At 62.3% G+C, this 25,967-nt stretch carries 24 protein-coding genes and 2 pseudogenes; 9 read left to right on the forward strand and 17 right to left on the reverse strand.

The window, feature by feature from the left end; translation table 11 throughout:
- The first annotated feature begins 211 nt into the window (after positions 1-211).
- Positions 212-1,714, forward strand: coding sequence for an exopolyphosphatase (gene ppx / locus EXN22_RS00495; RefSeq protein WP_130266737.1), 1,503 nt, complete (start codon positions 212-214; stop codon positions 1,712-1,714).
- Here ppx and ppk1 read toward each other — a convergent pair.
- Complete coding sequence (gene ppk1, locus EXN22_RS00500) at positions 1,701-3,932, reverse strand: polyphosphate kinase 1 (RefSeq protein WP_130261965.1); 2,232 nt, start codon at positions 3,930-3,932, stop codon at positions 1,701-1,703. The genes ppx and ppk1 overlap by 14 nt on opposite strands.
- 19 nt (positions 3,933-3,951) lie before the next feature.
- A complete protein-coding gene (gene hemB, locus EXN22_RS00505) occupies positions 3,952-4,962 on the reverse strand; it encodes a porphobilinogen synthase (protein WP_130261966.1) in 1,011 nt (336 codons plus the stop codon).
- A 207-nt stretch (positions 4,963-5,169) separates the two neighbouring features.
- On the opposite strand from hemB, the gene EXN22_RS00510 reads away from it, so the two are divergent.
- Positions 5,170-5,814, forward strand: coding sequence for a DedA family protein (locus EXN22_RS00510; protein WP_130261967.1), 645 nt, complete (start codon positions 5,170-5,172; stop codon positions 5,812-5,814).
- A 105-nt stretch (positions 5,815-5,919) separates the two neighbouring features.
- Here the strand turns inward: EXN22_RS00510 and EXN22_RS26790 are convergent.
- Positions 5,920-6,942, reverse strand: a pseudogene (locus tag EXN22_RS26790) (sterol desaturase family protein); the annotation flags it as partial.
- Between the two features lie 113 nt (positions 6,943-7,055).
- Between EXN22_RS26790 and elbB the strand changes: the two are divergent.
- The gene (elbB, locus tag EXN22_RS00520; RefSeq protein WP_130261968.1) at positions 7,056-7,724 is read left to right on the forward strand and encodes an isoprenoid biosynthesis glyoxalase ElbB; all 669 of its coding nucleotides are present in this window, start codon (positions 7,056-7,058) and stop codon (positions 7,722-7,724) included.
- A gap of 58 nt (positions 7,725-7,782) precedes the next feature.
- Here elbB and EXN22_RS00525 read toward each other — a convergent pair whose 3' ends face one another.
- Together EXN22_RS00525 and EXN22_RS00530 are read right to left on the reverse strand one after the other, a co-directional pair.
- A complete protein-coding gene (locus EXN22_RS00525) occupies positions 7,783-8,259 on the reverse strand; it encodes a YaiI/YqxD family protein (protein WP_130261969.1) in 477 nt (158 codons plus the stop codon).
- 60 nt (positions 8,260-8,319) lie between these two features.
- Positions 8,320-10,218 carry a cytochrome c/FTR1 family iron permease gene (locus EXN22_RS00530; protein WP_130261970.1) on the reverse strand — a complete coding sequence of 633 codons (1,899 nt, stop codon included), beginning with the start codon at positions 10,216-10,218 and terminating at the stop codon, positions 8,320-8,322.
- Positions 10,219-10,560: 342 nt separating this feature from the next.
- Between EXN22_RS00530 and EXN22_RS00535 the strand changes: the two genes are divergently transcribed.
- The 4 genes from EXN22_RS00535 to EXN22_RS00550 are packed head-to-tail and all read left to right on the forward strand — an operon-like array spanning position 10,561 to position 13,695.
- Positions 10,561-11,958 carry a COG3014 family protein gene (locus EXN22_RS00535; protein WP_130261971.1) on the forward strand — a complete coding sequence of 466 codons (1,398 nt, stop codon included), beginning with the start codon at positions 10,561-10,563 and terminating at the stop codon, positions 11,956-11,958.
- 9 nt (positions 11,959-11,967) lie between these two features.
- Positions 11,968-12,339, forward strand: a complete 372-nt coding sequence (locus EXN22_RS00540) for a YcfL family protein (RefSeq protein WP_130261972.1) — start codon at positions 11,968-11,970, stop codon at positions 12,337-12,339.
- Between the two features lie 24 nt (positions 12,340-12,363).
- Positions 12,364-12,951: a penicillin-binding protein activator LpoB gene (gene lpoB / locus EXN22_RS00545; protein ID WP_115084760.1), complete on the forward strand. Its 588-nt coding sequence runs from the start codon at positions 12,364-12,366 to the stop codon at positions 12,949-12,951.
- Positions 12,952-12,954: 3 nt separating this feature from the next.
- The gene (locus tag EXN22_RS00550) at positions 12,955-13,695 is read left to right on the forward strand and encodes a penicillin-binding protein activator LpoB (RefSeq protein WP_115084758.1); all 741 of its coding nucleotides are present in this window, start codon (positions 12,955-12,957) and stop codon (positions 13,693-13,695) included.
- Between the two features lie 105 nt (positions 13,696-13,800).
- On the opposite strand, the gene EXN22_RS00555 is transcribed toward EXN22_RS00550, so the two are convergent.
- The 3 genes from EXN22_RS00555 to EXN22_RS00565 form a co-directional block, all read right to left on the reverse strand.
- Positions 13,801-14,433, reverse strand: a complete 633-nt coding sequence (locus EXN22_RS00555) for a LysE family transporter (RefSeq protein ID WP_130261973.1) — start codon at positions 14,431-14,433, stop codon at positions 13,801-13,803.
- Between the two features lie 83 nt (positions 14,434-14,516).
- Positions 14,517-15,104 carry a mechanosensitive ion channel family protein gene (locus EXN22_RS00560; RefSeq protein WP_130261974.1) on the reverse strand — a complete coding sequence of 196 codons (588 nt, stop codon included), beginning with the start codon at positions 15,102-15,104 and terminating at the stop codon, positions 14,517-14,519.
- The gene (locus tag EXN22_RS00565) at positions 15,104-17,014 is read right to left on the reverse strand and encodes an ATP-binding cassette domain-containing protein (RefSeq protein ID WP_130261975.1); all 1,911 of its coding nucleotides are present in this window, start codon (positions 17,012-17,014) and stop codon (positions 15,104-15,106) included. Before EXN22_RS00565 ends, EXN22_RS00560 begins: the two co-directional genes overlap by 1 nt.
- A gap of 50 nt (positions 17,015-17,064) precedes the next feature.
- Here EXN22_RS00565 and EXN22_RS00570 point away from each other — a divergent pair, with 50 nt between their 5' ends.
- Positions 17,065-17,547, forward strand: coding sequence for a TIGR02444 family protein (locus tag EXN22_RS00570; protein ID WP_130261976.1), 483 nt, complete (start codon positions 17,065-17,067; stop codon positions 17,545-17,547).
- Here the strand turns inward: EXN22_RS00570 and EXN22_RS00575 are convergent.
- A complete protein-coding gene (locus tag EXN22_RS00575) occupies positions 17,523-18,521 on the reverse strand; it encodes an AlgP family protein (RefSeq protein WP_130261977.1) in 999 nt (332 codons plus the stop codon). The two genes, EXN22_RS00570 and EXN22_RS00575, sit on opposite strands and share 25 nt — an antisense overlap.
- A 226-nt stretch (positions 18,522-18,747) precedes the next feature.
- Between EXN22_RS00575 and EXN22_RS00585 the strand changes: the two genes are divergently transcribed.
- On the forward strand, positions 18,748-19,413 hold the full coding sequence (locus tag EXN22_RS00585; protein ID WP_407691940.1) for an FKBP-type peptidyl-prolyl cis-trans isomerase: 666 nt from the start codon (positions 18,748-18,750) through the stop codon (positions 19,411-19,413).
- Between the two features lie 15 nt (positions 19,414-19,428).
- Here EXN22_RS00585 and rsd read toward each other — a convergent pair whose 3' ends face one another.
- The 8 genes and pseudogenes from rsd to EXN22_RS00620 all read right to left on the reverse strand — a co-directional run.
- Positions 19,429-19,899 (reverse strand): sigma D regulator, encoded by a 471-nt coding sequence (gene rsd, locus EXN22_RS00590; protein WP_130261978.1) that lies wholly within the window; start codon positions 19,897-19,899, stop codon positions 19,429-19,431.
- 227 nt (positions 19,900-20,126) lie between these two features.
- The gene (locus EXN22_RS00595) at positions 20,127-20,648 is read right to left on the reverse strand and encodes a disulfide bond formation protein B (RefSeq protein WP_130261979.1); all 522 of its coding nucleotides are present in this window, start codon (positions 20,646-20,648) and stop codon (positions 20,127-20,129) included.
- Positions 20,649-20,864: 216 nt separating this feature from the next.
- Positions 20,865-22,103, reverse strand: a complete 1,239-nt coding sequence (locus EXN22_RS00600; protein WP_130261980.1) for a heme biosynthesis protein HemY — start codon at positions 22,101-22,103, stop codon at positions 20,865-20,867.
- Positions 22,100-23,191 carry a uroporphyrinogen-III C-methyltransferase gene (locus tag EXN22_RS26295; protein WP_233281672.1) on the reverse strand — a complete coding sequence of 364 codons (1,092 nt, stop codon included), beginning with the start codon at positions 23,189-23,191 and terminating at the stop codon, positions 22,100-22,102. The genes EXN22_RS00600 and EXN22_RS26295 overlap by 4 nt, the downstream gene beginning before the upstream one ends.
- 45 nt (positions 23,192-23,236) lie before the next feature.
- Positions 23,237-24,004: a uroporphyrinogen-III synthase gene (locus EXN22_RS26300; protein ID WP_233281673.1), complete on the reverse strand. Its 768-nt coding sequence runs from the start codon at positions 24,002-24,004 to the stop codon at positions 23,237-23,239.
- Positions 24,001-24,942, reverse strand: a complete 942-nt coding sequence (gene hemC / locus EXN22_RS00610; RefSeq protein WP_130261981.1) for a hydroxymethylbilane synthase — start codon at positions 24,940-24,942, stop codon at positions 24,001-24,003. The genes EXN22_RS26300 and hemC overlap by 4 nt, the downstream gene beginning before the upstream one ends.
- A gap of 121 nt (positions 24,943-25,063) precedes the next feature.
- Positions 25,064-25,810, reverse strand: coding sequence for a LytR/AlgR family response regulator transcription factor (locus tag EXN22_RS00615; RefSeq protein ID WP_130261982.1), 747 nt, complete (start codon positions 25,808-25,810; stop codon positions 25,064-25,066).
- Positions 25,807-25,914 (reverse strand): annotated as a pseudogene (locus tag EXN22_RS00620) (sensor histidine kinase); the annotation flags it as partial. The pseudogene EXN22_RS00620 and the gene EXN22_RS00615, both read right to left, overlap by 4 nt.
- Between the last annotated feature and the right edge of the window lie 53 nt (positions 25,915-25,967).

The raw sequence follows: 25,967 nt of genomic DNA on the forward strand, positions 1-25,967 counted from the left end.
GTGGCCCATCATAGCCGCACCCGCTGCCTACAGGAAGCCGGGAACGATTGAGTGTAACTATAGTTGTGCATGACCGCGCATATCGCTGCTGTCACGGGAAAGTCATATTTCCCGCACAACCTGCCCCATATCAAGCCTTGATACGCTGCGCGTTGGCGCCAGCGCCGGATCGTGGCAGGATTGCCGGGTTATCGACCGAGAACCCATGACCATGCCGCAAACCACAGCCAAGAATCTGTCCTTGATCGCTGCCATAGACCTGGGCTCCAACAGTTTCCACATGGTGGTCGCCAAGGCTCACCACAGCGAAATCCGCATCCTTGAGCGGCTGGGTGAAAAGGTTCAGCTGGCCGCCGGCATCAACGAAGAGCGCCAGCTCAGCGAAGAATCCATGCAACGCGGCCTGGACTGCCTCAAGCGCTTTGCCCAGCTGATCAACGGCATGCCCGACGGTGCCGTACGTATCGTCGGCACCAACGCCCTGCGCGAGGCGCGCAACCGCGGCGAATTCATCCGCCGCGCCGAAGCCATCCTCGGCCACCCGGTGGAAGTCATCTCTGGCCGTGAAGAAGCCCGCCTGATCTACCTCGGCGTGTCCCACACGCTGGCCGACACCCCGGGCAAGCGCCTGGTCGCCGACATCGGCGGCGGCAGTACCGAATTCATTATTGGCCAGCGTTTCGAGCCACTGCTGCGCGAGAGCCTGCAGATGGGTTGTGTCAGCTACACCCAGCGTTACTTCCGCGACGGCAAGATCACCCCGGCGCGCTATGCCCAGGCCTACACCGCCGCGCGCCTGGAGCTGATGAGCATCGAGAATGCCCTGCACCGCCTGACCTGGGATGAAGCCATCGGCTCCTCCGGGACCATCCGCGCCATCGGCCTGGCCCTCAAGTCCGGCGGCATGGGTAACGGCGAGGTCAATGCCGAAGGCCTGGCCTGGCTCAAGCGCAAGCTGTTCAAGCTGGGGGAAACCGACAAGATCGACTTTGACGGGGTCAAGCCCGACCGCCGGGCGATCTTCCCGGCGGGCCTGGCGATTCTCGAAGCGATTTTCGACGCCCTCGAACTGCAACGCATGGACCACTGCGACGGCGCCCTGCGCGAAGGCGTACTGTACGACCTGCTCGGCCGCCATCACCACGAAGACGTGCGTGAACGCACCCTGACCTCGCTGATGGAGCGCTATCACGTTGACCAGGGGCAGGCGGCACGGGTTGAGCGCAAGGCCCTGCATGCCTTCGACCAGGTGGCCAAGGCCTGGGACCTGGAAGACGGGATCTGGCGCGAATTGCTGGGCTGGGCAGCCAAGGTCCATGAAGTGGGGCTGGACATCGCCCACTACCATTACCACAAGCACGGCGCCTATCTGATCGAGCACTCCGACCTTGCCGGCTTCTCCCGTGAAGACCAGTTGATGCTGGCCCTGCTGGTGCGCGGCCACCGGCGCAACATTCCCAAGGACAAGTTCGCCGAGTTCGGCGATGACGCCGTCAAACTGATTCGCCTGTGCGTGCTGCTGCGCTTTGCGATCCTGTTCCACCACATCCGCGGCACCCAGCAGATGCCCAAGGTCACCCTGCACGCCAAGGGCGACAGCCTGGACGTCGAGTTCCCTGCCGGCTGGCTGGAAGAGAACCAGCTGACCCAGGCCGATTTCGGCCTGGAAGCAGAATGGCTGGCCCGGGTCGGCTTCGTCCTCAGCGTACGATAAGCACCGGGTTGCTCAGGCGCTCGAGCAGAGCGGCCTGGGCACTGCGCGGGTTCTGGTTGCCGGTTGGCGTGCTGCGTACGTAGCGGCCATCCGGTTGCAGGATCCAGGCGTGGGTGTTGTCGGTCAGGTACCCCTCCAACTCCTTTTTCACCCGCAGGATCAGCTTCTTGCCCTCGACCGGGAAGCAGGTCTCGACGCGCTTGTCGAGGTTGCGTTCCATCCAGTCGGCGCTGGAGAGGAACATCTGCTCTTCGCCGCCATTGAGGAAGTAGAACACCCGCGTGTGCTCGAGGAAGCGACCGATGATCGAGCGCACCTGAATGTTATGCGACACCCCGGCAATGCCCGGGCGCAGGCAGCACATGCCACGCACTACCAGATCGATACGCACCCCGGACTGGCTGGCCTTGTACAACGCACGGATGATCTTCGGATCGGTCAGCGAGTTGAACTTGGCGATGATGTGCGCCGGTTTGCCGTCGAGGGCGAACTGGGTTTCGCGCGCGATCATGTCGAGCATGCCCTTTTTCAGGGTGAACGGCGCGTGCAGCAGTTTTTTCATGCGCAGGGTCTTGCCCATGCCGATCAACTGGCTGAACAGCTTGCCGACGTCTTCGCACAGGGCGTCGTCGGAGGTCAACAGGCTGTAGTCGGTATACAGGCGGGCGTTGCCAGCGTGGTAGTTACCGGTCCCCAGGTGCGCGTAGCGGACGATCTCGCCGGCTTCGCGGCGCAGGATCAGCATCATCTTGGCGTGGGTCTTGAAGCCCACCACACCATAGATCACCACCGCACCCGCAGCCTGCAGGCGGCTGGCCATCTGCAGGTTGGACTCTTCGTCGAAGCGCGCACGCAATTCGATCACCGCGGTGACTTCCTTGCCGTTACGCGCAGCGTCAACCAACGCATCGACGATCTCCGAGTTGGCGCCGCTGCGGTACAGGGTCTGGCGCACGGCCAGGACGTGCGGGTCCTTGGCCGCCTGGCGCAGCAGATCGACCACCGGGGTGAACGACTCGAAGGGGTGCATCAGCAGGATGTCCTGCTTGCTGACCACGCTGAAAATATTCTCGCTGTTCTGCAACAGCTTGGGGATTGCCGGGGTAAACGGCGTGTATTGCAGCTCCGGGTGACTGTCCAGGCTGGTGATGCTGAACAGCCGGGTCAGGTTGACCGGGCCATTGACCTGATACAGCTCGCTCTCACTCAGGCTGAACTGCTTGAGCAGGTAATCGGACAGGTGTTTAGGGCAAGTGTCGGCCACTTCCAGGCGCACCGCATCGCCATATCGACGCGAGAACAGCTCGCCACGCAGGGCCCGGGCCAGGTCTTCGACATCTTCGGAGTCCAGTGCCAGGTCGGCGTTGCGGGTCAGGCGGAACTGATAGCAGCCCTTGACCTTCATGCCCTGGAACAGGTCATCGGCATGCGCATGGATCATCGACGACAGGAACACATAGTTGTCGCCCGCTCCGCCGACATCTTCAGGCACCTTGATGACCCGCGGCAGCAAACGCGGCGCCGGGATGATCGCCAGGCCCGAATCGCGGCCAAAGGCATCGACACCTTCAAGCTCGACGATGAAGTTCAGGCTCTTGTTCACCAGCAACGGGAACGGGTGGGTCGGGTCGAGACCGATCGGGGTGATGATCGGCGCGATCTCGTCACGGAAGAAGCGCCGCACCCAGGTCTTGAGCTTGGTGTTCCAGTGCCGGCGGCGGATGAAGCGGATCTGGTGTTTTTCCAGCTCCGGCAACAGCACGTCGTTGAGGATCGCGTATTGGCGATCCACTTCACTGTGCACCACCTCGCTGATACGGGCCAGCGCCTGGTGCGGCTGCAAACCGTCAGCGCCAGCCTGTTCACGGGCGAAGGTGATCTGTTTCTTCAGGCCCGCCACACGAATTTCGAAGAACTCATCCAGGTTGCTGGAGAAGATCAGCAGGAACTTCAGCCGCTCAAGCAACGGATAGGACTCATCCAGCGCCTGTTCCAGCACGCGGATGTTGAACTGCAGCTGGGACAATTCGCGATGAATGTACAGGCTGCTGTCGTCCAGACCGGGAATGACGATGGCAGGCGCGGCCACCGGCACCGGCGCAGGGGCCTCGACCACCGGCTCCGCTACCGCAGGCGGCTCCGGCGGGGTCTCGACCATCTGTTCGGGCACAGGCTGGGCGTCTTTGACTGCAACGTCGGTAAGTACTTCGTTATTCATCTAGCGTTCCTGAAGGGCGTTACTGCCCTCTCATCAATTGAGCAGCGCGAACAGCGAAATAGGTGAGGATGCCATCGGCGCCCGCCCGTTTGAAAGCGGTGAGGGATTCAAGGATAACCCCTTCACTGAGCCAGCCGTTCTGAATTGCCGCCATGTGCATGGCGTACTCGCCGCTGACCTGGTAAACGAAGGTCGGCACTTTGAATTCTTCTTTGACCCGGTACAGGATATCCAGGTACGGCATGCCCGGTTTGACCATGACCATATCGGCGCCCTCCGACAGGTCGGCGGCCACTTCATGCAAGGCCTCGTTACTGTTGGCCGGGTCCATCTGGTAGGAGGCCTTGTTGGCCTTGCCCAGGTTCAGCGCCGAGCCGACCGCGTCGCGGAACGGACCATAATAGGCGCTGGCGTACTTGGCCGAGTAGGCCATGATCCGCACGTTGACATGACCGGCTAGCTCCAGGGCTTCGCGAATGGCCTGGATGCGGCCGTCCATCATGTCCGATGGCGCAACCACCTGGGCGCCGGCTTCGGCATGGGACAGCGCCTGGCGCACCAGGGCATCGACGGTAATATCGTTCTGGACGTAGCCTTCCTCATCGAGAATGCCGTCCTGACCGTGGGTGGTGAACGGGTCCAGGGCAACATCGGTGATCACCCCCAGTTCCGGGAAGCGCTCACGCAGGGCGCGGGTGGCACGCTGGGCGATGCCATCGGGGTTCCAGGCTTCGGCGCCATCCAGGGACTTTTTCTCTACGGGAGTGACCGGGAACAGGGCCAGGGCCGGAATCCCGAGGTTCACCCACTCTTGCGCAGCTTCCAGCAACAGGTCGATGGACAAACGTTCGACGCCCGGCATCGAGGCGATCTCTTCGCGGCGGTTTTCGCCATCGAGGACAAACACCGGGAGGATCAGGTCATCGACAGTCAGAACATTTTCGCGAACCAGGCGACGGGTAAAGTCATCACGACGGTTGCGACGCAGACGGGTGGCAGGAAACAAACGGTTAGCGGGGGTAAAGCTCACGGCAGACTCCTGAGCCCGCGCAGGCGGGCGAGCGCGACAGTTATAAGCGGCCATTATGACGCCTGTATGACAGCCAAGGGCAACCCTGCGACTTGAGGACGCAGCCATTGTCCTTGTAGGAAATGTTCACGTCGAGACACATTTGGACACTTTCCCCAGAGGCCACGAAGGGTTAGGCTTCGCGTTCATTTCGCCAGCACCCAGAAAATGCTCCAACAATTCCTGCAGGATTTCGGCTACTTTGCCCTTTTTCTCGGCACGTTTTTCGAAGGTGAGACCATCCTGGTTCTCGCAGGCTTCCTTGCGTTCCGTGGATATATGGATATCAACCTGGTGGTCGTGGTGGCCTTCTTCGGCAGCTACGCGGGTGATCAGCTGTGGTACTTCATGGGCCGTCGCCATGGGCGCAAGCTGCTGGCGCGCAAACCGCGCTGGCAGATGATGGGCGACCGCGCGCTGGAGCACATACGCCGCCATCCGGATATCTGGGTCTTGAGTTTTCGCTTCGTCTACGGCCTGCGCACGGTGATGCCGGTCGCCATCGGCCTGTCCGGCTACCCGCCGCGCCGCTACCTGCTGCTCAACGGCATTGGCGCCGCCGTCTGGGCCCTGGCCCTGGGCGCCGCAGCCTATCACTTTGGCGCCATTCTCGAAGGCCTGCTCGGCAACGTGAAGAAGTACGAGCTATGGGTGCTCGGCGGCCTGCTGCTGCTCGGCGGCTGCCTGTGGCTGCGCCGGCGCTTCAAGGCTGCGCGTGTTGCGCGCAAGGAAGCGGCTGCCATAGAGGCCGACAAGGCTGAGCAAGCTGTAGCCAAGCAGCAGGACCCAAGCCAGGGCAGCGACCGGCCATAGCCCGGTGATCCCGGCCAGCACCATGGCCGGGACATTCAACCCCAGGCGCAGCACCTCCAGCCGCAACGCCCAGGGGCGATTCTCCAGTGCCGTCCCCAGCACGAACAAGCCAAACGCCATCAAGCCGCAGCCCAGCAACAGGGCGGCGACCGACAACTGCTCGGCACGCTCCATCAAGTAACTGCCCAAACCCACATACACCGCAAACTGCATCGCCACATAAAGCTGCTGCGGCCAGGCCAGGGGCACCTCGAATTTCTTGAAGCGGCTCAGGTCCTGCTTGGCCTGCGGGTAACGCCGCTCCACGTCATCCGGGCGCCAGCCGGTGGGCATGAACCAGATCCGCAGCTTGTCCCGCCAGCGCTCGGCACGGCGCGCATCGTTCCACAGCTGGGCATAGAACTGCAGGTTGGCCCACAACGGGTTCCAGCTGGCCAGTGGCGTGGTCACGCCGAAAATCACCGGCTCATTGTCATCCTCTTCCTGGAAGGTGCCGAACAGACGGTCCCAGACAATGAACACTCCGCCGTAGTTGCGATCCAAGTACAGAGGATTCTGCGCATGGTGGACGCGATGATTGGACGGTGTGATGAACAACCATTCGAACCAGCCCAGCTTGGGAATGTGCCGGGTGTGTACCCAGAACTGGTACAGCAGGTTCAGCGCCGCAACGGTAATGAACACCAGCGGCGGCACCCCCAGCACGGCCAGCGGCAGGTAGAAGATCCACGACAGCAAAAAGCCGCTGCTGGTCTGGCGCAGGGCCGTGGACAGGTTGTAGTCCTCGCTCTGGTGATGCACCGAATGCGCGGCCCAGAGGATGTTGCGCTCGTGGCCGAAGCGGTGCAGCCAGTAGTAGCAAAAGTCATAGACGACGAACGCCAGCACCCACACCCACAACGCCTCGCCCGGCAGCTCGAACAGCGCCAGGTGCTCCCAGGCCAGCGCATAGGTCACCAGGCCCACGCCTTTGGTCAGCAGGCCGGTGGTGGTCGACAGCACGCCGGCGCTGAGGCTGTTGATCGAATCAGCCAGGCGATAGGTGCGCACGCCCCGCAACCGATCGGCAAGCAATTCGACAACGATCAGCACAATGAAAAACGGTACCGCCAACAGGATCAGGTCCATGGGTCTTCCATCTCCAGCCTATCCTGCAAGATTAGGCCGGGAATGGCATAAACCCTATGGCGACATCTGCCAAACTAGAGGACATTTAGCGCCTCGAATCGGGAGTAGTGAGCATGACCGCAAAAAAAGTTGCTGTGATTCTTTCCGGCTGTGGCGTCTATGACGGCGCCGAAATTCACGAAAGCGTGATCACCCTGCTGCGCCTCGACCAGCGCGGCGCGCAAGTGCAGTGCTTTGCACCGAACATCGCGCAAATGCATGTGATCGACCACCTGACTGGCGAAGAAATGCCCGAGACCCGCAATGTGCTGGTGGAATCGGCGCGGATCGCCCGCGGCGAGGTCAAGGACCTGCGCGAAGCCGATGCCAAGGACTTCGATGCGCTGATCGTGCCGGGCGGCTTTGGCGCGGCAAAAAACCTCTCGAACTTTGCCGTGGAAGGCGCGGGCTGCAGCGTGCACCCGGATGTCCTGGCCCTGGCTGAAGCCTTCGCCGAAGCCGGCAAGCCGGTCGGCCTGATCTGCATCTCACCGGCCCTGGCAGCCAAGATCTACGGCCCCGGCGTGGTCTGCACCATCGGCAACGATGCTGGCACCAGCGCCGCTATCGTCAAGATGGGCGGCACCCATGAAGAGTGCGATGTCCATGACATCGTCGAAGACACCCAGCGCAAACTGGTCAGCACCCCGGCCTACATGCTGGCAAAAAGCATCAGTGAAGCTGCTGGCGGCATCTACAAGCTGGTCGACCGGGTACTGGAACTGACCCACGAAAACGACTGAACACCCCTGTAGGAGCGGGCTTGCCCCGCGATTCGTGCGCGAAGACAACCTGCTGCCGCTAACGGCCTCTTCGCGGGGCAAGCCCGCTCCCACTCAGGCGGGTCAGGATACGGTCCAGCGAGTTGGCGAAGGCCTGCTTCTCACGATCGCCATAAGGCGCTTGCCCGCCACCGACCTGCCCCTGCTCGCGCAGGTCGGTAAACAGATTGCGCACCGCCAGGCGATCGCCCATGTTGCCTTCGTCAAACTCCTTGCCACGCGGATCGAGGCAGGCAACGCCCTTCTTGACCAGGCGATCGGCCAACGGCACATCACTGCAAATCACCAGCTCGCCCGGCACGGCATGCTCGACCAGGTAATCGTCGGCAGCATCCGGCCCACTGGGCACGACGATCAGCTTGACGCAGGCAAACGCCGGCTTGATCTGGCTCTGCCCGGCGACCAGCACCACTTCCAGCTGACGCTTGAGGGCGAATTTGACCAGTTGATCCTTGGCCGCCTTGGGGCAGGCGTCGGCATCGATCCACACGCGCATGGCACAGATTTCCAACAAAAACGGGCGAACAGTATCCCTGCTCTCCCGTGTTGCTTCAAATCAACCTGCTGGCTGGCGGCGCTTCTCGGCCAGGCGGCTACGCCCGTAGAGGATGGCGATGGCCAGCAATGCCAACGCCTGCGCGGCCAGTGAATAGGCGTCAGCATGGATGCCCAGCCAGTCGAAGTCGAAGAATGCCACCGGACGTGTGCCAAACACCCCAGCTTCCTGCAAGGCTTTGACCCCGTGGCCGGCGAACACCACCGACAAGGCGCACAGCAACGCCGCGTTGATGCTGAAGAACAGCGCCAGCGGCAACTTGGCCGAGCCACGCAAAATCACCCAGGCCAGCCCCACCAGCAGCAACAGCGCCGTAGCGCCACCGGCCAGCACCGCGTTGTGCCCGGCAGGTCCGGACTGCAGCCAGAGGGTTTCATAGAACAGGATGACCTCGAACAGCTCGCGGTACACCGAAAAGAACGCCAGCACGGCAAAGCCGAAACGCCCGCCACCACCGACCAGGCTGCTCTTGATGTAGTCCTGCCAGGCGGCTGCGTGACGACGATCATGCATCCACACGCCCAGCCAGAGCACCATGACACTGGCGAACAGCGCCGTGCAGCCTTCAAGCAACTCGCGCTGCGCACCGCTGACATCAATCACATAAGCCGCCAGCGCCCAGGTTCCCAACCCGGCAAGCAAGGCCAGGCCCCAGCCGACATTGACACTGCGCACCGCCGACTGCTGACCGGTTTTGCGCAAGAAAGCCAGAATCGCCGCCAACACCAGAATGGCCTCAAGGCCTTCGCGCAGCAGGATCAGCAGGCCGGAGATGTAGCTCAACGACCAGCTCAGGCCATCACCGCCGAGCAGGCCCGCAGCGTCCTTGAGTTTGGCCTTGGCCGCCTCCAGGCGCTGTTGCACCTGCTCCAGGGGCAAGCCGTCCTGCAGTGACTGACGGTAGGCCATCAGCGACTTTTCAGTGTCTTTGCGCACAGCGGCATCAACGTTGTCGAGCGAGCTCTCCACCAGCTCGAAGCCTTCCAGATAGGCCGCCACCGACAGGTCATAGGCTTGCTCATGATCACCGGCCTGATAGGCCGCCAGGCTCTTGTCCAGAGTCGCTGCGGTGTAGTCCAGCAACTGCGCCGGGCCACGCTGGACCTGCGGCGGTTGCGCCCGCTGGGCACGGAACTGGAGCAGCGCTTGCGGCCCATCGCTGGCTTCGACTTCGGCGGGGGTCTGACGGGCCAGGTCGGCCAGGTTGTAGGCTTTGTCGCCCTTGGCCTTGGCCGGATCGGCCGTGAAGCTTGCGACATACGTCGCCAGGTCCCAGCGCTGACGCTCATCGAGCTGGTCGGCGAACGACGGCATGTCGGTGCCTTCGATCCCCAGGCCAAGGGTGTTGTACAGGTCGAACAGGCTCAAGCGGTCAAGCCGCTCGGCACTGCGCAGGTTAGCCGGTGGCGGGGTCAGGCCAAGGCCGGCCGGGCCATCGCCGGCACCGTTATCGCCATGGCACACCGAGCAATGCTGGGCGTACAGCGGCGCACCGCGCGTCGGGTCCGGGGTGATGATCGGCGCCTGGCTGACTTCATACGCCACCGCCAGTTGCGCACCGAGCTGCCGCGCCTGACGGGCGACGCCAGGGCCGTCCTGCCGCTGGCTGACCGCCTGACGCAAGGTGACCACACCTTGCTCCAGCGCCTGGCGCTCCGGCCGCGCCGGCAACGCCACGATCAGGCCCTGCAGTACATCGATGAATTCCAGTTGTTCGCGGTACTCCCCTTCGTCGATGACCCTGCCCGCCTCGACGGTGGCCGGGTAATCGGCGCCGATGTAGTCGAGCAGGTGCAGGGCCTTGGCGGCGCCATCGACGCTGTCGGCCAGCAGCGTGGCACTGCTCAGCGCCAGCACCGGCCAGAGCAGCCAGGCGAATAAGCGGGAACGGCGAATCATGAGCGACTCTCAAATGAAAATACGAGGTAAAGCATTGTTCACTTCCACTGCGCTTGGCTCAAGGCTTGCCGGATGAAACCTTGAAAAATTTTGTGACAAATGCGTCATCCATCAGCGTGTTAAAGAACAACCGTTCGTCGGCCGATATGGAAATGCTGGCACAACGGCAAGCTTGCAAAGCAAAACGCCATTAATTAGCCAGTAAATACGTCTATAATGCCGCGCCGCTTATAGCGACTTAGAATTTAGGCTCCTCTTTTAAGAGTGTTTGGCGATATACGTCAAAGAGATGACCGCCGTCTCGCCCCCAGGCTCTCATCAATTCAGGGAAGAAGAATTCAGATGGTATCCCGTGTTCTCACCGTCGCGACTCTCGTCGCTGCCGTTCAACTTGCAGGTTGCTCGGCCTTTCGCAGCTATGACAGCGAACTTCAAGAAACCAACCAGCACCTGAGCAGCGGCAACGTCGATGCGGCCCTGGCGCTGCTGGAGAAAAACAACAAGGGTGAGGACAAAGACCTTCTCTATTACTTCGAGAAGGGTGAATTGCTGCGCTCCAAGGGTGACCTGACCGGCAGCCAAGTGGCCTGGCGCAGCGCCGATGACGTGGTGTTCAAGTGGGAAGAGTCGGTCAAGCTCGACACCGACAAGTACCTGAGCCAGTTCGGCAGCTACCTGGTCAACGACAAGGTTCGCCGCTACGAAGGCTATGACTACGAAAAAGTCATGCTGACCACGCAGATGGCCCTGAACCTGCTGGCCCAGAACGACTTCGATGGCGCGCGCACCGAAATCAAGAAGACGCACGAACGTGAGGCGGTGATTGCCGAACTGCGTGACAAGGAATACCTCAAGCGCGAGGAAGAGGCCGAGAAGGAAGGCGTCAAGACCGAGTACAAGGACCTGCAGGGCTACCCTGTGGCCGCCCTTGATGCCCCAGAAGTGGTCGGGCTGAAAAACAGCTACCAGAGTGCGTTCAGCCATTACCTGTCCGGCTACGTGTACGAAGCCCTGGGTGAAAAAGGCCTGGCCGCACCGGGTTACCGCAAGGCCGCCGAGCTGCGTCCAAACACGCCACTGCTGGAGCAGGCCCTGCTCGAGCTGGACAAGCCCGCAGCGAAAACCACCGACAGCGACGTGCTGATCGTGATCCAGAGCGGCCTGGCCCCGGCCCGCGACTCGGTGCGCATCCCGCTGCCGCTGCCCATCAGCGGCAACCTGGTGATCACCCCGCTGTCGTTCCCGGTCATCAAGGAAGACACCTCCACCGCGCACTTCAGCGAGATCTACCTGAACGACCGCGAACTGAAGCTCACCGCCCTCAACAGCACCACTGCCATGTCCCGCCGCGCCCTGCGTGACGACATGCCAGGGATCATCCTGCGTACCAGCGTGCGGGCCATCACCCGTGGCGTCGCGCAAAAGCAGCTGAACGACGTCAATCCGTTGGCCGGCCTGGCAGTAGGTATCGCCTCGACCATCACCGAAGGCGCCGACACCCGCACCTGGCGCACCCTGCCTGACGAAACCCAGGTTGCCCGCGTGCGCCTGCGCCAGGGCGAGCATCAGCTGAGCCTGCCGTCGAGCCTGGGCGGCAGCCAGGTCAGCGTGAAGATCGACCGGCCGTTCCAGGTGGTCACCCTGCGCGTGGTCGGCAACCAGGTCTTCGCCGGTGGTCCTGCCCTGCAGGTGGAACCCAAAGCCACTGGCCAGGCTGTCGCCAGCCTCAAACAACCTTAAGGAAGCGCCATGCGTATCAAATTGCTCGCCGTTCTCGTCACCGCCCTACTGGCCGGTTGCGCGACCCCGCCGCCACCAGAGCCTGGCAGCGCTGCCAGCAAGGTAGTGAAGATGGGCAACCTGAAGAACATCGAAACCGGTCCGATGCGCGTTGCGCGCGAGAACGGCTTCTTGACCGTCAAGGTTTCCCTGAACAACACCAGCAGCAGCAACAAGACCCTGTTCTATCGCTTCGCCTGGCTGGGCAACGACGGTTTCCCGGTGGCCGATGAGGAGAGCTGGAAGACCCTGACGCTCTACGGCAAGCAGGCCAGCGTGCTGCCGGCCATTGCCCCGGTCCCACAGGCCACCGACTTCCGTGTTGAAGTTCAGTCTCAGTAATCATTTTTGCAGGAGCACATTTTCATGATTGCACGCATTTCCCTCGCCGCCCTCGCCATTGCCCTGGTCAGCGGTTGCAGCACCCCGTCGCCAGTCCTGGGCGGCAAGAACATCGGTTACGGCGACAGCAAGGCCGTGGAACTGGTCACCAACGAGTTCGGTTCGACCGACCTGCAGATGATCGCCGAGTCCATGACCCGCTCCCTGGCCCAGTCCGGCATCCTTCAGGGCCGTCCGGTGGTTCAGGTCTATGACGTGAAGAACAAGACCAGCGAATACATCGACACCCGTGAGATCACCACGTCGATCAAGACCCAGTTGATGAAGTCCGGCACCGCCCGCTTCGCCAGCGACAACACTCAGATGCAGAGCCAGGTCGACCAGCTCAAGCTGCAGAACCAGAGCGGTCTGTACAAAAAAGGCACCGTGGCCAAGACCGGCAACATGATCGCCGCCAAATACCGCCTGGAAGGCTCGATCAGCTCGATCGTCAAGCGCAGCAGCGACTACAAGGACGTGTTCTACAAGTTCAGCCTGCAGCTGATCGACGTTGAAAGCGGCCTGGCCGAGTGGATGGACGAAAAAGAAATCCGCAAGACCACGGAGCGCTAAGCAATGCGTGCATGGATGGGCGTTCTGGGCCTGGCTTGCGCGTTCAGCGTGCAAGCGGCCCCCAAAGTCGCGGTAACCGACCTCGCCTACCAGGAACGTGTGGAGCAGTATATCCACACGGTCTCGGCGCAGAGCAGCGGCCAGGCAAGCATGTACCACGCCAGTGGCTCGTCGAGCTACAGCGAGTACGAGAGCCGTGACAGCTACATCGAGCAGACTGAATTGCGCAAGTTCACCGGCGACATCAAGGGCGAGATCCTCAAGTCCGGGATGTTCCAGCTGGTTCAGGGCACGCCCTACACCGCCGACGCCAAGGGCGACGTGTATGACGTGATCCGGCGCATCAAGAACGGTAACTTCAAGGGTGCCGACTACGTGCTGTTTGGCACCTTGTCGGATATCGACTTCCAGCGCGATATCACCTCCCTGGACAACACCAACAGCTATTCGGCCATTCTTGGCCTGAGCCTGGTGGCCGACTTCAGCCTGATCAACACCAAGACCTACGAAATCACCTCGGCGTTCACCGCCATGGGCGAAGGCCAGGACACCAAGCTGGTCAACAGCCAGGATGTGCGCGTGACCCTGAACCGTCCACGGGTGGTGCGTGAGGTGTCGAAGGAGCTGGGGATGGACGTTGCCCGGCAGATGGCCGAGCAACTGGGCGGCAGCGTACCAGGGCACGAACGTGCACCGGCGCGTAACAACCTGCCACCTGATGAACCGGCGCAGATCCTGCGTTGAAAAACTGAAAAGGCGACCTTCGGGTCGCCTTTTTAGTGTGCGGTGAATCTATCGCGGGGCAAGCCCGCTCCCACTGTAGGAGCGGGCTTGCCCCGCGATAGGTTGCTAGACCGGCGCTCGGCGAATGGTCGCCAGCAAAGTCGCCGCGCCCAGGAACAACCCGGCAAAGGTACGGTTCATGCGCCGCTGCTGCTTGGGTGTGCGCAACAGGCGCAAGACCTTGGCCGCCAGCCCGGTGTAACCGGCCATGACCAGCAGATCGACCGTCACCATGGTCGCGGTGATGATCAGGTACTGCGGCAACAGCGCAGCATGCGGGTTGATGAACTGCGGGAGCACCGCAAGCATGAAGATCAGTGCCTTGGGGTTGCTGACGTTGACCAGAAAGCCGCGAAACACCAGGCTCAGCGGCTTGCCGATTGGCCGCACGGCGGAATCGTCGGTGATGTCAGCCGGTAACGCGCGCCACTGCTTGATCGCCAGGTACACCAGGTAGGCGACACCAAACCACTTGATGACCTGAAAGGCGGTGGCCGATGCGGCGAGGATGGCGCCGACGCCAGCAGCAATGATCGCGATCTGTAGCACCAGGCCCAGTTGCAGGCCCAGGGCATTCCAGTAACCACGCCAGAAGCCGTACTGCAGGCCGCAGGACATCGAGGCGATGGCCCCGGCACCCGGCGACAGACTGATCACCCAGCAAGCGGCAAAAAAGGCCAACCACGTTTCCAATGACATCGCGCACCCCGGCACTAGCTTGTTACAAACCTCTAAGCTAGTGCCCTGGCGAAAAAATCACCACGCTTTTTTTCCGCAACCGATCAATTGCCCGGGGTCTTGCTCTCGCCCACCATTGGCAATACTTCGGCACCGCGCCAACGCCTTACCGATTTCTGGAAGAACTGGCTATTAGGCACCTGCACCAGTGCGCCACCGGCTTCCGGCAGTTCGATCAAGGTGGTGAACAACAGATTGATGGCGACCACCCTCCCCTTTACGCCCGGCTTGTCGATGGTCTCGACCAACTCGACCACGTCACCGATGCGAAACGGCCCGACAGTAAAGATCAGCACCGCGCAGAGCAGGTTCGACAGCACGCTCCACATGGCGAAGAACGCCACCGCAGCGACCGCGACAAAGCCGGACAAGGCAGTCCACAACACCGTGGCGGAAACGCCCAGGCGCTCGAGGACGAAGATCAGCGCACTGCCCATGATCAGCCAGCGCAGACCACCGCGCAGCGGCATCAGCAACTCGGGCGGCAATGGGTAGCGCTCGCCCAGACGCTTCAGGCAACGGGCAATCAAACGCTGCAGGATGAAGGCCGCCGAAAGGATCAACAGGATCTGCAAGCCCAGCCAGAACGGTGCGATCCATTCCACCGGCAACGGCCACTGCAAGGACTCCATCAGGACAACGCCTCCAGTTCCGCCTGCATGCTCTCGAGGGTTTCCAGAGCGAACATCCAGGCTTCTTCCAGCTCCCCTTCACGGACCTTGAGCTTGGCTTGCTGGGCCAGCAGGTCGCGCAACTCGTCCTTGCGCGCCGCCTCATAGAGGGCGCTGTCAGCAAGACTGGTATCGACTCTGGCCAGATGCTCGTGCACGCTGCCCAGTTCGCGCTCAAGCTTGTCGGCTTCGCGCTTGTGCGGTGCCAACTGCTGACGCAGGGCCGCAGCCGCCTGGCGCTGAGCCTTCTTGTCGGTCTTGTCGGCGTTGACCGGGGCCGTGCTGACCGGGGCCGTGCGCTGACGGTATTCGACCAGCCAGCGGCTGTAGTCATCCAGATCGCCGTCGAAGGTTTCGACCTTGCCGTCGGCAACCAGCAGGAAGTCATCAGTGGTGCTCTTGAGCAGGTGACGGTCGTGGGAGACCACCAGCACCGCGCCACTGAACTCCTGCAGGGCCATGGTCAGCGCCAGGCGCATTTCCAGGTCCAGGTGGTTGGTCGGTTCGTCGAGCAGCAACAGGTTCGGCCGCTCCCAGGCAATCAGGGCCAGGGCCAGACGGGCCTTCTCGCCGCCGGAAAAATTCACCACCGGCTCGTCGATACGAGCGCCACGGAAGTCAAAGCCACCGAGAAAGTCGCGCAGGGTCTGCTCGCGCTCGGTCGGCGCCAGACGCTGCAGGTGCAGCAGCGGGCTGGCCTTGTTGTCCAGCGAGTCGAGCTGATGCTGGGCAAAGTAGCCAACCGCGAGGTTCTCGCCACGCACCAGGCGCCCGCTCAGGGGCTCCAGCTCACCGGCGAGGTTCTTGATCAGGGTCGACTTGCCCGCGCCGTTGGGGCCCAGCAGGCCGATCCGCGCCCCAGGAGTGAGCTGCAGCTTGACCTTCTCAAGGATGGTCTTGTCGCCATAACCCAGACGCCCTTCAGACAGATCGAGCAACGGGCTGGAGATTTTCTCCGACTCGCGAAAAACGAAATCGAACGGCGAATCGACATGGGCCGCCGACAGCTCCTCCATGCGCTCCAGGGCCTTGATTCGGCTCTGTGCCTGACGGGCCTTGGTAGCCTGGGCCTTGAACCGGGCGATGTACTTTTCCATGTGCGCACGCTGCGCCTGCTGTTTCTCGTAGGCCTGTTGCTGCTGCGCCAGACGCTCGGCACGGGTGCGCTCGAACGCGGTATAGCCGCCACGATAGAGGGTCAGCTTGCACTGTTCGACGTGAGCCACGTGATCAACCACCGCATCGAGGAAATCACGGTCGTGGGAAATCAGCAGCAAGGTGCCCCGGTAACCTTTGAGCCAGTCTTCCAGCCAGAGGATCGCGTCCAGGTCCAGGTGGTTGGTCGGTTCATCGAGCAACAACAGGTCGGACGGACACATCAGGGCCTGGGCCAGGTTCAGGCGCATCCGCCAGCCACCGGAGAAGTCACCGACCTGACGGTCCATCTGTTCGTTGGTAAAACCCAGGCCTGCCAGCAACTTGCGCGCCCGAGCGTCGGCGGTGTAGCCGTCCGCGCTGTCGAGCTCGATATGCAGGCGCGCCAGTGCGGTACCGTCGTGCGCCGCTTCCGCTGCAGCCAATTCAGCCTGGACCTTGCGCAGGCGGGCATCACCATCGAGCACGTAGTCGACCGCCAGGCGCTCGAGAGTGTCGACCTCCTGGCGCATGTGCGCGATACGCCAGTCCGCCGGTAACTTGCAGTCACCGGAGTCGGGCGTCAGTTCACCACGCAGCAAGGCGAACAGGCTGGATTTACCGGCGCCATTGGCACCGATCAGGCCGGCTTTGTGACCGGCGTTCAGGGTCAACTCGGCGCCTTCTAGCAGGCGCTGTGGACCACGCTGTAAAGTGAGGTTCGATAGTTTGATCATAATGGCCGCGGAGTCTACCAGCTTCGTTGGCAACTGGCGCGAGTGGGACCATGCACACCGACCTGTGGAATTTTGCCTTGAAGCTTTACGCCCGCCCGGGTGTAGAAGCCGCCTGCCTGCAATGGCAGGACCTGGGTGGCGATGTCTGCCTGCTGCTTTGCGGCATGTGGCTCAGTGCACGCGGCGTTGCGCCAAACCGGCAACGGGTGCGACAGCTCACGGCGCTGGCCAATGCCTGGCAAGCCGAGGTCGTCGAGCCGCTGCGCCGCTTGCGCCAGAGCTGGCGCGACAACGCGGCCAGGGACGCCCAATTGGCGGGGCTACGTGAACAGGTCAAAGGTCTGGAGTTAGCGGCAGAGCGCATCCTGCTGGAGCGTCTTGAGCAGGCTTGCCAGGGCTGGGCTGCAACACCCGAAGCAGAACTGGATTGGATCAGCTGGCTGGCACCCGATGGCGCCGATGTGCATCACGACGCGCTGCACAGGCTGCGCGTCGTGATGCGGACGGCTCAGGACGCCGAAGACGGCGTCTGAGTAGCCGGTGCTACCGAAGCTGCTGGTGCAGGCGACGGCGTAGCGGCCGGTGCCGCGGCGGCTGGAGTAGCCGGTTTGGCGGCTGCAGGCGTAGCAGGCTTGGCCGGTGCTTTTGCTGCGGCAGGCTTGGCTGCAGGTTTGGCTGCCGCAGGTTTGGCAGCGGGCTTGGCGGGCGCTTTTGCCGCAGCAGGCTTGGCGGCAGGCTTGGCTGGTGCTTTGGCAGCAGGCTTGGCCGCTGCGGTTTTAGCGGCGGGCTTGGCCGCGGGTTTGGCTGCTGGCTTGGCTGCTGGCTTGGCTGCAGGTTTTGCCGCAGCAGGTTTGGCTGCAGGTTTGGCCGCTGCGGTTTTCGCCGCTGGCTTGGCCGGCGCCTTGGCGGCAACAGGTTTGGCGGCCGGTTTAGCCGTTGCCGGCTTGGCAGCAGCGGTACGCGCTGGCGCTTTGGCCGCGGGTTTTGCGGCGGGCTTGGCAGCGGGTTTAGCGGCAGCTTTGACGGCAGGTTTTGCGGCGGGCTTGGCGGCAGGTTTTGCAGCAACCTTGGTGGCAGGCTTGGCAGCGGCGGCAGCGGGTTTGGCCGAACGCAGGGTCAGCGCCTTGGCGGCAGCTTCCTTGACCTTGCCAACACCCTGGGCCAGTTTCAGGCTTTCCTGAGCATCACGCTTGAGCTGCAGGATATAGGTGCGGGTTTGTGATTGGCGGTCTTTCAGATTGTCGAGCAAACCTTCAAGTTCGCCCACGGCCGACTTGGCCTTGTTCTGCGCCTTGGCTTTGCCAGCCTTGGCAGCGTCCTGCAGTTTAAGCCGAGACTTGTGCAGTTTTTCCTGTGCCTTGCCCCGTTGCTTTTCCAACTTGGCGAGCAGTTTTTCAGCATCAGCCAGCGCTTGCGAGCAGGCATTTTCCAAATGATCGAGCAGGCTGCCCGAGAGTTGCTGGAGCAGGTGCAACGGCGTACTTACTGGCTTCTTATTGGCCGACATGGTTTACCTCCTGGCTGACGAGATTGCGGCTCATACTATGCTTCTGCTGCTACCGCCGCTAGGGCATGTTGACAGTATTAAATGCGCCGCGTTGCATGCCTGGGCAAAGTTGTTCTCACTGCAGCTGGAATCAAGTGTAGATGCTGCACAAAGTGTTGCTGATATTTACACGAAGTGATGGGCGAAGGCTGGCATACTTCATGTTCTCTGAAGCAGGAGCGAGCCTGTGCCGCGCTATTTAATCCTTACCTTTTTGCTGTTGCCCAGTTCGTTAATTGCAGCGCCTCAATCCACCCCTGCCACGGACCATGATCTGGCCTATAGCTTGGGCGCCAGCCTGGGTGAACGCCTGCGCACGGAAGTTCCGGACCTGCAACTTGATGCCTTGATCGACGGTTTGCGTCAGGCTTATCAGAACAAGCCATTGGCGCTCAGCAAAGAGCGTATGGCGGCGATACTCAGCGAACATGAGAGCCAAGCCAATGAGGCTGCGGTTCAAGCACAGACCGAGCAATTGCTGAGCGCGGAAAAACGTTTCATGGCCACTGAACGGGCTAAACCCGGAGTACGCGAACTGGCCGAAGGCATACTCGTCAGCGAGTTGCAGAACGGGACGGGTAGCAAGCCAAAAGCCGGTGGCAAAGTCCAGGTTCGCTATGTTGGCAAGTTACCGGATGGCACGGTGTTCGATCAGAACCAGCAAGCACAATGGTTCAATCTGGACAGTGTGATCGAGGGCTGGCAGGTGGCATTGCCACAGATGGCAACCGGGTCGAAGTGGCGGCTGGTGATCCCTTCGGCACAGGCCTATGGTGCCGACGGCGCGGGCGACCTGATTGCGCCCTACACGCCACTGGTGTTTGAAATCGAGCTGCTCGGGGTTGCCGACTGAGGGTCGGCAGCGCCGTCAGGCCTGGACTGTACCTTCTTCGCTGTGTGCGTTATGCAGCACTTCGATCAGGCAGTCTTCGAGTTCGAAACGCTCGTGCAGCAGGCTGCCAAGTTCACTGAGCTTTTTCGAGAAACGCTCGGGATCGTTGCAGTCGCCCTTGTCGCAGTGATCGTTGAAGGCCGACGCGATTTCAGTGGTTGCGTCGATACGTGGGCTGATCTGCTTGGCCAGCTCCAGCCCGCGCGTATCGCCAAAGGCCTTGGCTTCGCTGACCAGTTGCTCGCTCACTTCGAAGTGCCAGGCTGAAACATAGTCAACCAGCACCGCGCAGAAGTCCCGGCTCTTGTCCTTGTCGGCAAAGGCTGGCTTGGCATCGCGCAGCTCGCGGAAAGCCGTCACCAGCTCTGCACGCTCTTCCAACCAGCGGTCAATGAGCTTATGAACCCCACCCCAGCGTTCCTGAGCATTCTGACAACTATCTAGCATGGCGATCTCTTCCCTTCTGGGTAATGCCCCTGCCCCCGCGCCGCAAGTGTGCAGAGCAAAGGTGGAATCAGCAGAGCGGCATCGAGCAGCTGTTTTTTCGGTATGCGTGCAGGGAGATTATTCCCGTGCGCCCTAGCCTTCAAGGTACGCAGACGACAAAGTTCATACAAGTGTTTAATCCGGGCATCCTTTGCCGTCGGTCGCTTGCAAAGCGAAAAAACCCGGGCTCAGCTTTTCGCCGCCCGGTGGAACAGCGGCCCTCCGCGACCCAGCAGGCGAAAGGTAGGCAAAGCTGCCAGAAGAACAAAGGACAACAGGCTCCATTCCGGGATGGTCAGGTCAAGAAAGCTCCAGTTGATCGGCACGCAATCGGGGCTGCCGACAAGCATTGCCTGGATGACCTGAAGCGCGGGCATGCTCTCGATCACGTAGTCAAATGCCGGCTCGCACTCGATGCCTGCCAGGGCCGAATTGCCCTGCAGCCAGACATGCCGAGCCGCGAGGAGCGCCCCACCGGTGGCGAAGAACAACGCCAGCGCGGCATAAATGCGCGTGCCAAGGCGCCCCGGGGCATGCACGACGGCACACAGACAGACCAGGGCAAAGGCTGCCAGGAACAGCCGCTGGCTGTAGCACAACGGGCAAGGCACCAGGCCCATGCCAAACTCCAGATAGTAAGCAGCAGCCTCGACCAGCACCGATGCCAGCAAGGCCGGAAGGAACAGTGAACGCAAGCGGGCCCGTGACATGGCAAGTCCAGAAGCGGGATAGGGAGGCAGCAACGGTAGAGGATAGGCGCTGGGTGTATCAAGGTAAGACGGCAGGGACAAATCGCAGATAACCAAGGGAAGCATCGCGAACGTCGCAAGAAAGATTTACAGGGTTTTGAAGGGGGTATTACCAGTGTACGTAGGAAGTTACCTCAACCCCACAAGCGCGCCCATTACAGCGCGCCCATGGGTACATCAAGCTCGTACTGCCTCCGGTAGAGGTAATGCCAGCAAGCGCTCATCAAGCATGCCCAAGCCCTCCTGAAACAGCTGGTTACTGCGCTCGGTGTCACCCAGGCCTGCGAGCAGGCGTGCCAGCTCGGCGCAGGCTTCGGGATTGCGCTGTACGCGCAAGCTACTTTCCAGGTAATCACGCGCCTTGCCCCACAGACGGTTCTGCAGGCTCAGGCGGCCAAGGGTCAGCAACAAGCTCGGGTCATCCGGGTGAGCCTTGAGCCAGCCTTCGGCAGTTTGCAACTGACGCGCCAGGTCGCTACCCCGCACCAGGCCGTAAAGACGCGCCAAATGACTTTCATACTGACGCTTGAGGGCAGTGCGCAAGGCTTGTTCGGCTTCACTTTCAGCGCCTAGCTGGCGCAACTGCTCAGCATAGGCCGATACCAACTGCGGCTCCTGGCGCTGCGCAGCGGTAAGCTGCTGCCAGGCCCGCTCAAGGGATTGCCGGGCGGTCTGTTCGTCGCCTTCACGGCTGACCGCCAGGCTCAGGTTCTCACCCCAGGCGCGGCGTTCCAGCTCGGCCAGCTCAGGCGCCGGCAGGACCTTGTCCTTGCGTAGCTCGGGCAGCAGGCGAATCAGGGCCGACCAGTCGCCACGTTCGCGGTACAGGCGCTGCAACAGGCGCAACACCTGAACGTTGTGCGGATGGCGCTCCTGCATGGCTTGCAGGGTTACCAGGGCTGCGTCGCTGTCCCCACGGTCCATCTGCAACTGGGCATGGCTCAGGGCAATCGCCAGCTCCGCTTCCGGCTGACGCTCCAGCGCCCGCTCCAGCAGGTTGTCGCGGTCTTCGCTGCGCCCCAGCTCGTTGGCCGCACGGGCGGCTCCGAGGTAGTACAGCAGCGGCTGGCGCTCAGCCTCGGCGGCACGGTGCAGATGGCGCTGAGCACTGGCCCAGCGACCTTCGGCGAGGTCCAGTTGGCCCTGTTCGATCGCCAGTTGCGTACGACGGCTGCGATTACGCCGTGACCAGGGGTTGACCACGCCACCGGAAGTCAGCACCAGGCCGACCAGGTAACGCACCAGCAACACAGCCAGGATGATCCCGGCCAGGGCCGCCAACGCCGCCCACAGGCCAGATTGATAGCGAAAGCTGCCATAGGAAATCAGTACATAGCCGCTGTGCTTGGCAATCGCGATCCCGAGCACGGCGGCAACGGCAATCGCCAGCACCGCCAGCAGGTAGACGCGCTTCATGGCTTGGCCTCCTCGGCCGGCAGGTGCCGACGTTCCAGGTAGGCCTGAACCGCACTGATGCTGTCCGCCAGGTCCGGCACCACCACGGCAACCGGCTGCTCGGCCAGTTCGTTGAGGCTGGCCAGCATGGCCTGGCTCTGCGGGTTGTCCGGATTGAAGTTGGCCAGCAGCACGCTGCGGGCATCATCCAGGGCCTGGGTATAGACCTTGGCTTCACCATTGAGCGCAGCCCACTGGGCTTGTTCGATAGTCAGGCTCAGGGCCAGACGCAGTTGGTTGAGCGACTGCCCGGCCAGCAGTGGGCGAATGTTGTCGTCGGCATCAAAGTCGATCTGGAAATATTTGGACAGCTCAGCCCACCACTGCGACCAGCGACTGGCGCCATCACCGTCGGCGGTCAGCGCGCCCAGGGCATCGGCGTTACTGTTGAACTCCGGAGACTGGGCACTGAGCTGCAGCACTTGCTCGCGTTGGGCTGCCAGCTTGAGGAACAGGCCGGTACGATCGGGCTGCTGGACGCTGTGGAGGGTCGCCAGGCTCTTGGCCAGTTGCTCACGGGCGGCAAAGGAGCCCGGGTCGCTCTGTTCACGGAGGATTTCATCGGCGCCCTTGACCAGTTCACGGGCACTGACGATGTCCTGCAAAGCGGACAGGCGCAAGCTGGCCAGGCGCAGCAGGTGCTCGGCTTCGGCCAGGCGCCAGTCCTTGCGGCTGGCACCGAGGATGGTTTCCAGGCGCTGACTCAAGCGCTGTTGGTCTCCCTGCAACTGGGCAACCAGCCGGCGACGGTCTTCGAGTTCGGACGCCGGCGGCAACACCGCCAACTGTGCGGAAAGCTGCTGTTCACGCTGTTGCAGGGCCCGGGTTTGCTCGCCAAGGGTCTGCAGGCTCTGTGCCTGGCCCTGCTCGCTACCCTGGAGCTGGCGAACCTGCCATACCCCCCATCCACCCACTGCGACACCTGCCGCGCCCAGCAACAAGGCCAGGATTGCCAGACCATTGCCGGACCGCTTGGCAGGTTCGACGGGGGTTTGTGCAGGCGCCTCTGGGGCCTTCAGTTCATCGTTGGGCAAGACAGTTTCGCTCACGTATCCATCCTTTGCTTTGCGGCACGTCGCAATGAGCTTAGCGCCTTAGGGGGCTGGTGCAGGAGTTTCCTGCAATGTTGCCAGCAAAGCCGTGGCACTGGCACCACGGCAATCCACTACATTCTGTGCGCCACTGGCGCGGGCAAGTTCCGCCACCCGCGGGCTGGGCACGAACAATGGCAGTTGCGCCAGCCGTGGCCAGTCTTCACCGGCCAGTTGGCGCAGGTGTTCAAAACCCTGCCCACTGCTGACCACCAGGCCGTTCAGGCGTTCCCCGGCAATACACCGGGCCAGGGTGGCCTCAGGGTAATGCGGCAGGCAGCGGCGATACAACTCGAGGTAATCGACCTGCGCCCCCAATGCGGCCAGACGCTCAGCGAGCAGTTCGCGACCGCCTTCGCCGCGGATGATCAGCACCCGTGGCTGCGGCCGCTTGAGCGCCTTGGTCAAGGCCGACAGTTGCAGCAGCGCTTCGCTGTCGTCGCCTTGAGGAGGGAAACTGACGTTGAGGCCATGGTCGCCAAGAATCTGCGCGGTGGCGGCGCCGACGGTAAACCAGGCTTGCTCCGGTGGCTGCGGCCAGTGCGCCTTCAGCTGTTCAACGGCAAGGCGTGCAGCCGGCTTGCTGACGACGATGATCGCGCAGTACTGATCGAGCGCTTGCACCTGGCGCATTTGCTCTGGCAGCAGCGTCAGCGGTTCGATCTCCAGCAACGGCAGGCTGCTGCTGCACACACCTTGGTCGGCAAGCGCGCGGGCCAGCGCGCTGCACTCTTCTGCCGGCCGGGTCAGCAGCAGGCGCCAGCGGCTCACGGGTGCCCGGCCTCGCCGTACACTGCCTTGAGGATATCTTCGGCGCCTTGCCCGAGCAGGTCTTCAGCGACCTGGATGCCCAGTGCTTCGGCATCCTTGCGCGAAGCGCGCGCCTGGGCGGTGAGCAGCTTGCCGCCAGCCGGCTCGCCGACCAGGCCGCGCAGCCACAGTTGCTCGCCTTCAAGCACCGCGTAGCAGGCAATCGGCACCTGGCAGCCGCCATTGAGGTGCTTGTTCAGCGCACGCTCGGCAGTGACCCGGTCGGCTGTGTCAGTGTGATGCAGTGGCGCCAGCAACGCGTGGATCTGGCTGTCGGCACTGCGGCACTCGATACCCACCGCACCCTGGCCGCCCGCAGGCAGGCTGTCGTCGACGCTGATGCTTGCGGTGATACGGTCTTCGAAACCCAGGCGAATCAGGCCTGCGGCGGCAAGGATGATGGCGTCGTACTCGCCGGCGTCGAGCTTGGCCAGGCGGGTGTTGACGTTGCCACGCAGAAAGCGGATTTCAAGGTCCGGGCGGCGGGTCAGCAATTGCGCCTGACGGCGTAGGCTGGAGGTGCCGACAACGCTGCCGGCCGGCAGTGCCTCGAGGCTTTTGAAGGTGTTGGAGACAAAGGCGTCGCGCGGATCTTCACGCTCACAGATACAAAACAGGCCCAGGCCTTCAGGGAAGTCCATGGGCACGTCTTTCATCGAGTGCACGGCGATGTCGGCTTCATTCTCCAGCAGCGCGGTTTCCAGCTCCTTGACGAACAGGCCCTTGCCGCCGATTTTCGATAGCGGCGAGTCGAGCAGCTTGTCGCCACGGCTGACCATCGGCACCAGGGTCACGACCAGGCCAGGATGAGCCTGTTCAAGACGGGCTTTGACGTATTCGGCCTGCCACAGGGCAAGGGCACTTTTGCGGGTGGCAATGCGGATTTCGCGAGTGGACATGGAACGATCCGTACGAGATAGATTCGCCCGATGATAACAGCTCAGTCCAGACCGCTAGCAGATCTAAATCATGGAACACGCCGACCCTCCCTGGCCGTCGTCTGCTCCACCGTTACCGTCCTTACAGTTGCTGCATCATTTTGCGCACGCCCGCCACATGCCGGCGGCTGACGATCAGGGCATCGCCATTGAGGCCTTTGAGAAACAGCTGAAAATGCCCCAGTGGCGTGCGCTGCAGGCGTTCGATGCGGTTGCGGGCGACCAGGGCATTGCGGTGAATGCGCACGAACCGCTCGCCAAACTCGTCTTCCAGGGCCTTGAGCGGCTCATCGAGCAGCACTTCGCCATGTTCATGGCGCAAGGTCACGTATTTGTGATCTGCGATGAAATAGATTACCTGGTCGAGGGGAATCAGCTCGATGCCCTTGCGGGTACGGGCACTGATGTGGCTGCGCGGGCCACTGCCGCTTTCCGCCGCCGGACGGGTCAGCGCCGCCAGTTGCACGCGGTTGGGGCGCTCGGCCTTGCGCAAGGCTTCGCGCAGGGTGTCGGCTTGCACCGGTTTGAGCACATAGCCCAGGGTGCTGTCTTTGAACGACTCTACGGTGAACTCCTCGTCACCGGTGCAAAACACCACCGCAGGCGGTGCTTCGCGCTCGCACAGCCGGGCAGCAACCTGCAGGCCGTCAAGCCCTGGCATGCGAATGTCGAGCAGGACCACCTCAGGCTTGAGGCTGTCAATCAGGGCCAGGGCCTCGTCGCCATTGGTGGCGCTGGGCTCCAGCACGGTATAGCCCTCCAGTTCGCCGAGCAGTCGGCTCAGGCGTTCCCGGGCTTGGGGTTCGTCATCAACGATCAGGACATTCATATTGCGCTGGATTCCTGCGTGAGTCTCGCACAAGGATAGCGTAGACAGGTGAGGTGACGACCGTCACGGCGATCCACGCTCAGACTCGCACGATGGCTAAAGATTCACTGGTCCGGCAGGAAACATGCCGAGCCTCTGTCCAACTGTAGACGGTTGC

Source organism: Pseudomonas tructae (genome assembly GCF_004214895.1).
GTDB classification, from domain to species: Bacteria; Pseudomonadota; Gammaproteobacteria; order Pseudomonadales; family Pseudomonadaceae; genus Aquipseudomonas; species Aquipseudomonas tructae.

What these genes read in the sequence shown, in the direction of transcription:
- ppx (WP_130266737.1), top strand. Translation starts at nt 212, where the DNA reads ATGCCGCAAACCACAGCCAAGAATCTGTCCTTGATCGCTGCCATAGAC.
- ppk1 (WP_130261965.1), bottom strand. Translation starts at nt 3,932, where the DNA reads ATGAATAACGAAGTACTTACCGACGTTGCAGTCAAAGACGCCCAGCCT.
- EXN22_RS00510 (WP_130261967.1), top strand. Translation starts at nt 5,170, where the DNA reads ATGCTCCAACAATTCCTGCAGGATTTCGGCTACTTTGCCCTTTTTCTC.
- elbB (WP_130261968.1), top strand. Translation starts at nt 7,056, where the DNA reads ATGACCGCAAAAAAAGTTGCTGTGATTCTTTCCGGCTGTGGCGTCTAT.
- EXN22_RS00525 (WP_130261969.1), bottom strand. Translation starts at nt 8,259, where the DNA reads ATGCGCGTGTGGATCGATGCCGACGCCTGCCCCAAGGCGGCCAAGGAT.
- EXN22_RS00530 (WP_130261970.1), bottom strand. Translation starts at nt 10,218, where the DNA reads ATGATTCGCCGTTCCCGCTTATTCGCCTGGCTGCTCTGGCCGGTGCTG.
- EXN22_RS00535 (WP_130261971.1), top strand. Translation starts at nt 10,561, where the DNA reads ATGGTATCCCGTGTTCTCACCGTCGCGACTCTCGTCGCTGCCGTTCAA.
- EXN22_RS00540 (WP_130261972.1), top strand. Translation starts at nt 11,968, where the DNA reads ATGCGTATCAAATTGCTCGCCGTTCTCGTCACCGCCCTACTGGCCGGT.
- lpoB (WP_115084760.1), top strand. Translation starts at nt 12,364, where the DNA reads ATGATTGCACGCATTTCCCTCGCCGCCCTCGCCATTGCCCTGGTCAGC.
- EXN22_RS00550 (WP_115084758.1), top strand. Translation starts at nt 12,955, where the DNA reads ATGCGTGCATGGATGGGCGTTCTGGGCCTGGCTTGCGCGTTCAGCGTG.
- EXN22_RS00555 (WP_130261973.1), bottom strand. Translation starts at nt 14,433, where the DNA reads ATGTCATTGGAAACGTGGTTGGCCTTTTTTGCCGCTTGCTGGGTGATC.
- EXN22_RS00560 (WP_130261974.1), bottom strand. Translation starts at nt 15,104, where the DNA reads ATGGAGTCCTTGCAGTGGCCGTTGCCGGTGGAATGGATCGCACCGTTC.
- EXN22_RS00565 (WP_130261975.1), bottom strand. Translation starts at nt 17,014, where the DNA reads ATGATCAAACTATCGAACCTCACTTTACAGCGTGGTCCACAGCGCCTG.
- EXN22_RS00570 (WP_130261976.1), top strand. Translation starts at nt 17,065, where the DNA reads ATGCACACCGACCTGTGGAATTTTGCCTTGAAGCTTTACGCCCGCCCG.
- EXN22_RS00575 (WP_130261977.1), bottom strand. Translation starts at nt 18,521, where the DNA reads ATGTCGGCCAATAAGAAGCCAGTAAGTACGCCGTTGCACCTGCTCCAG.
- rsd (WP_130261978.1), bottom strand. Translation starts at nt 19,899, where the DNA reads ATGCTAGATAGTTGTCAGAATGCTCAGGAACGCTGGGGTGGGGTTCAT.
- EXN22_RS00595 (WP_130261979.1), bottom strand. Translation starts at nt 20,648, where the DNA reads ATGTCACGGGCCCGCTTGCGTTCACTGTTCCTTCCGGCCTTGCTGGCA.
- EXN22_RS00600 (WP_130261980.1), bottom strand. Translation starts at nt 22,103, where the DNA reads ATGAAGCGCGTCTACCTGCTGGCGGTGCTGGCGATTGCCGTTGCCGCC.
- hemC (WP_130261981.1), bottom strand. Translation starts at nt 24,942, where the DNA reads ATGTCCACTCGCGAAATCCGCATTGCCACCCGCAAAAGTGCCCTTGCC.
- EXN22_RS00615 (WP_130261982.1), bottom strand. Translation starts at nt 25,810, where the DNA reads ATGAATGTCCTGATCGTTGATGACGAACCCCAAGCCCGGGAACGCCTG.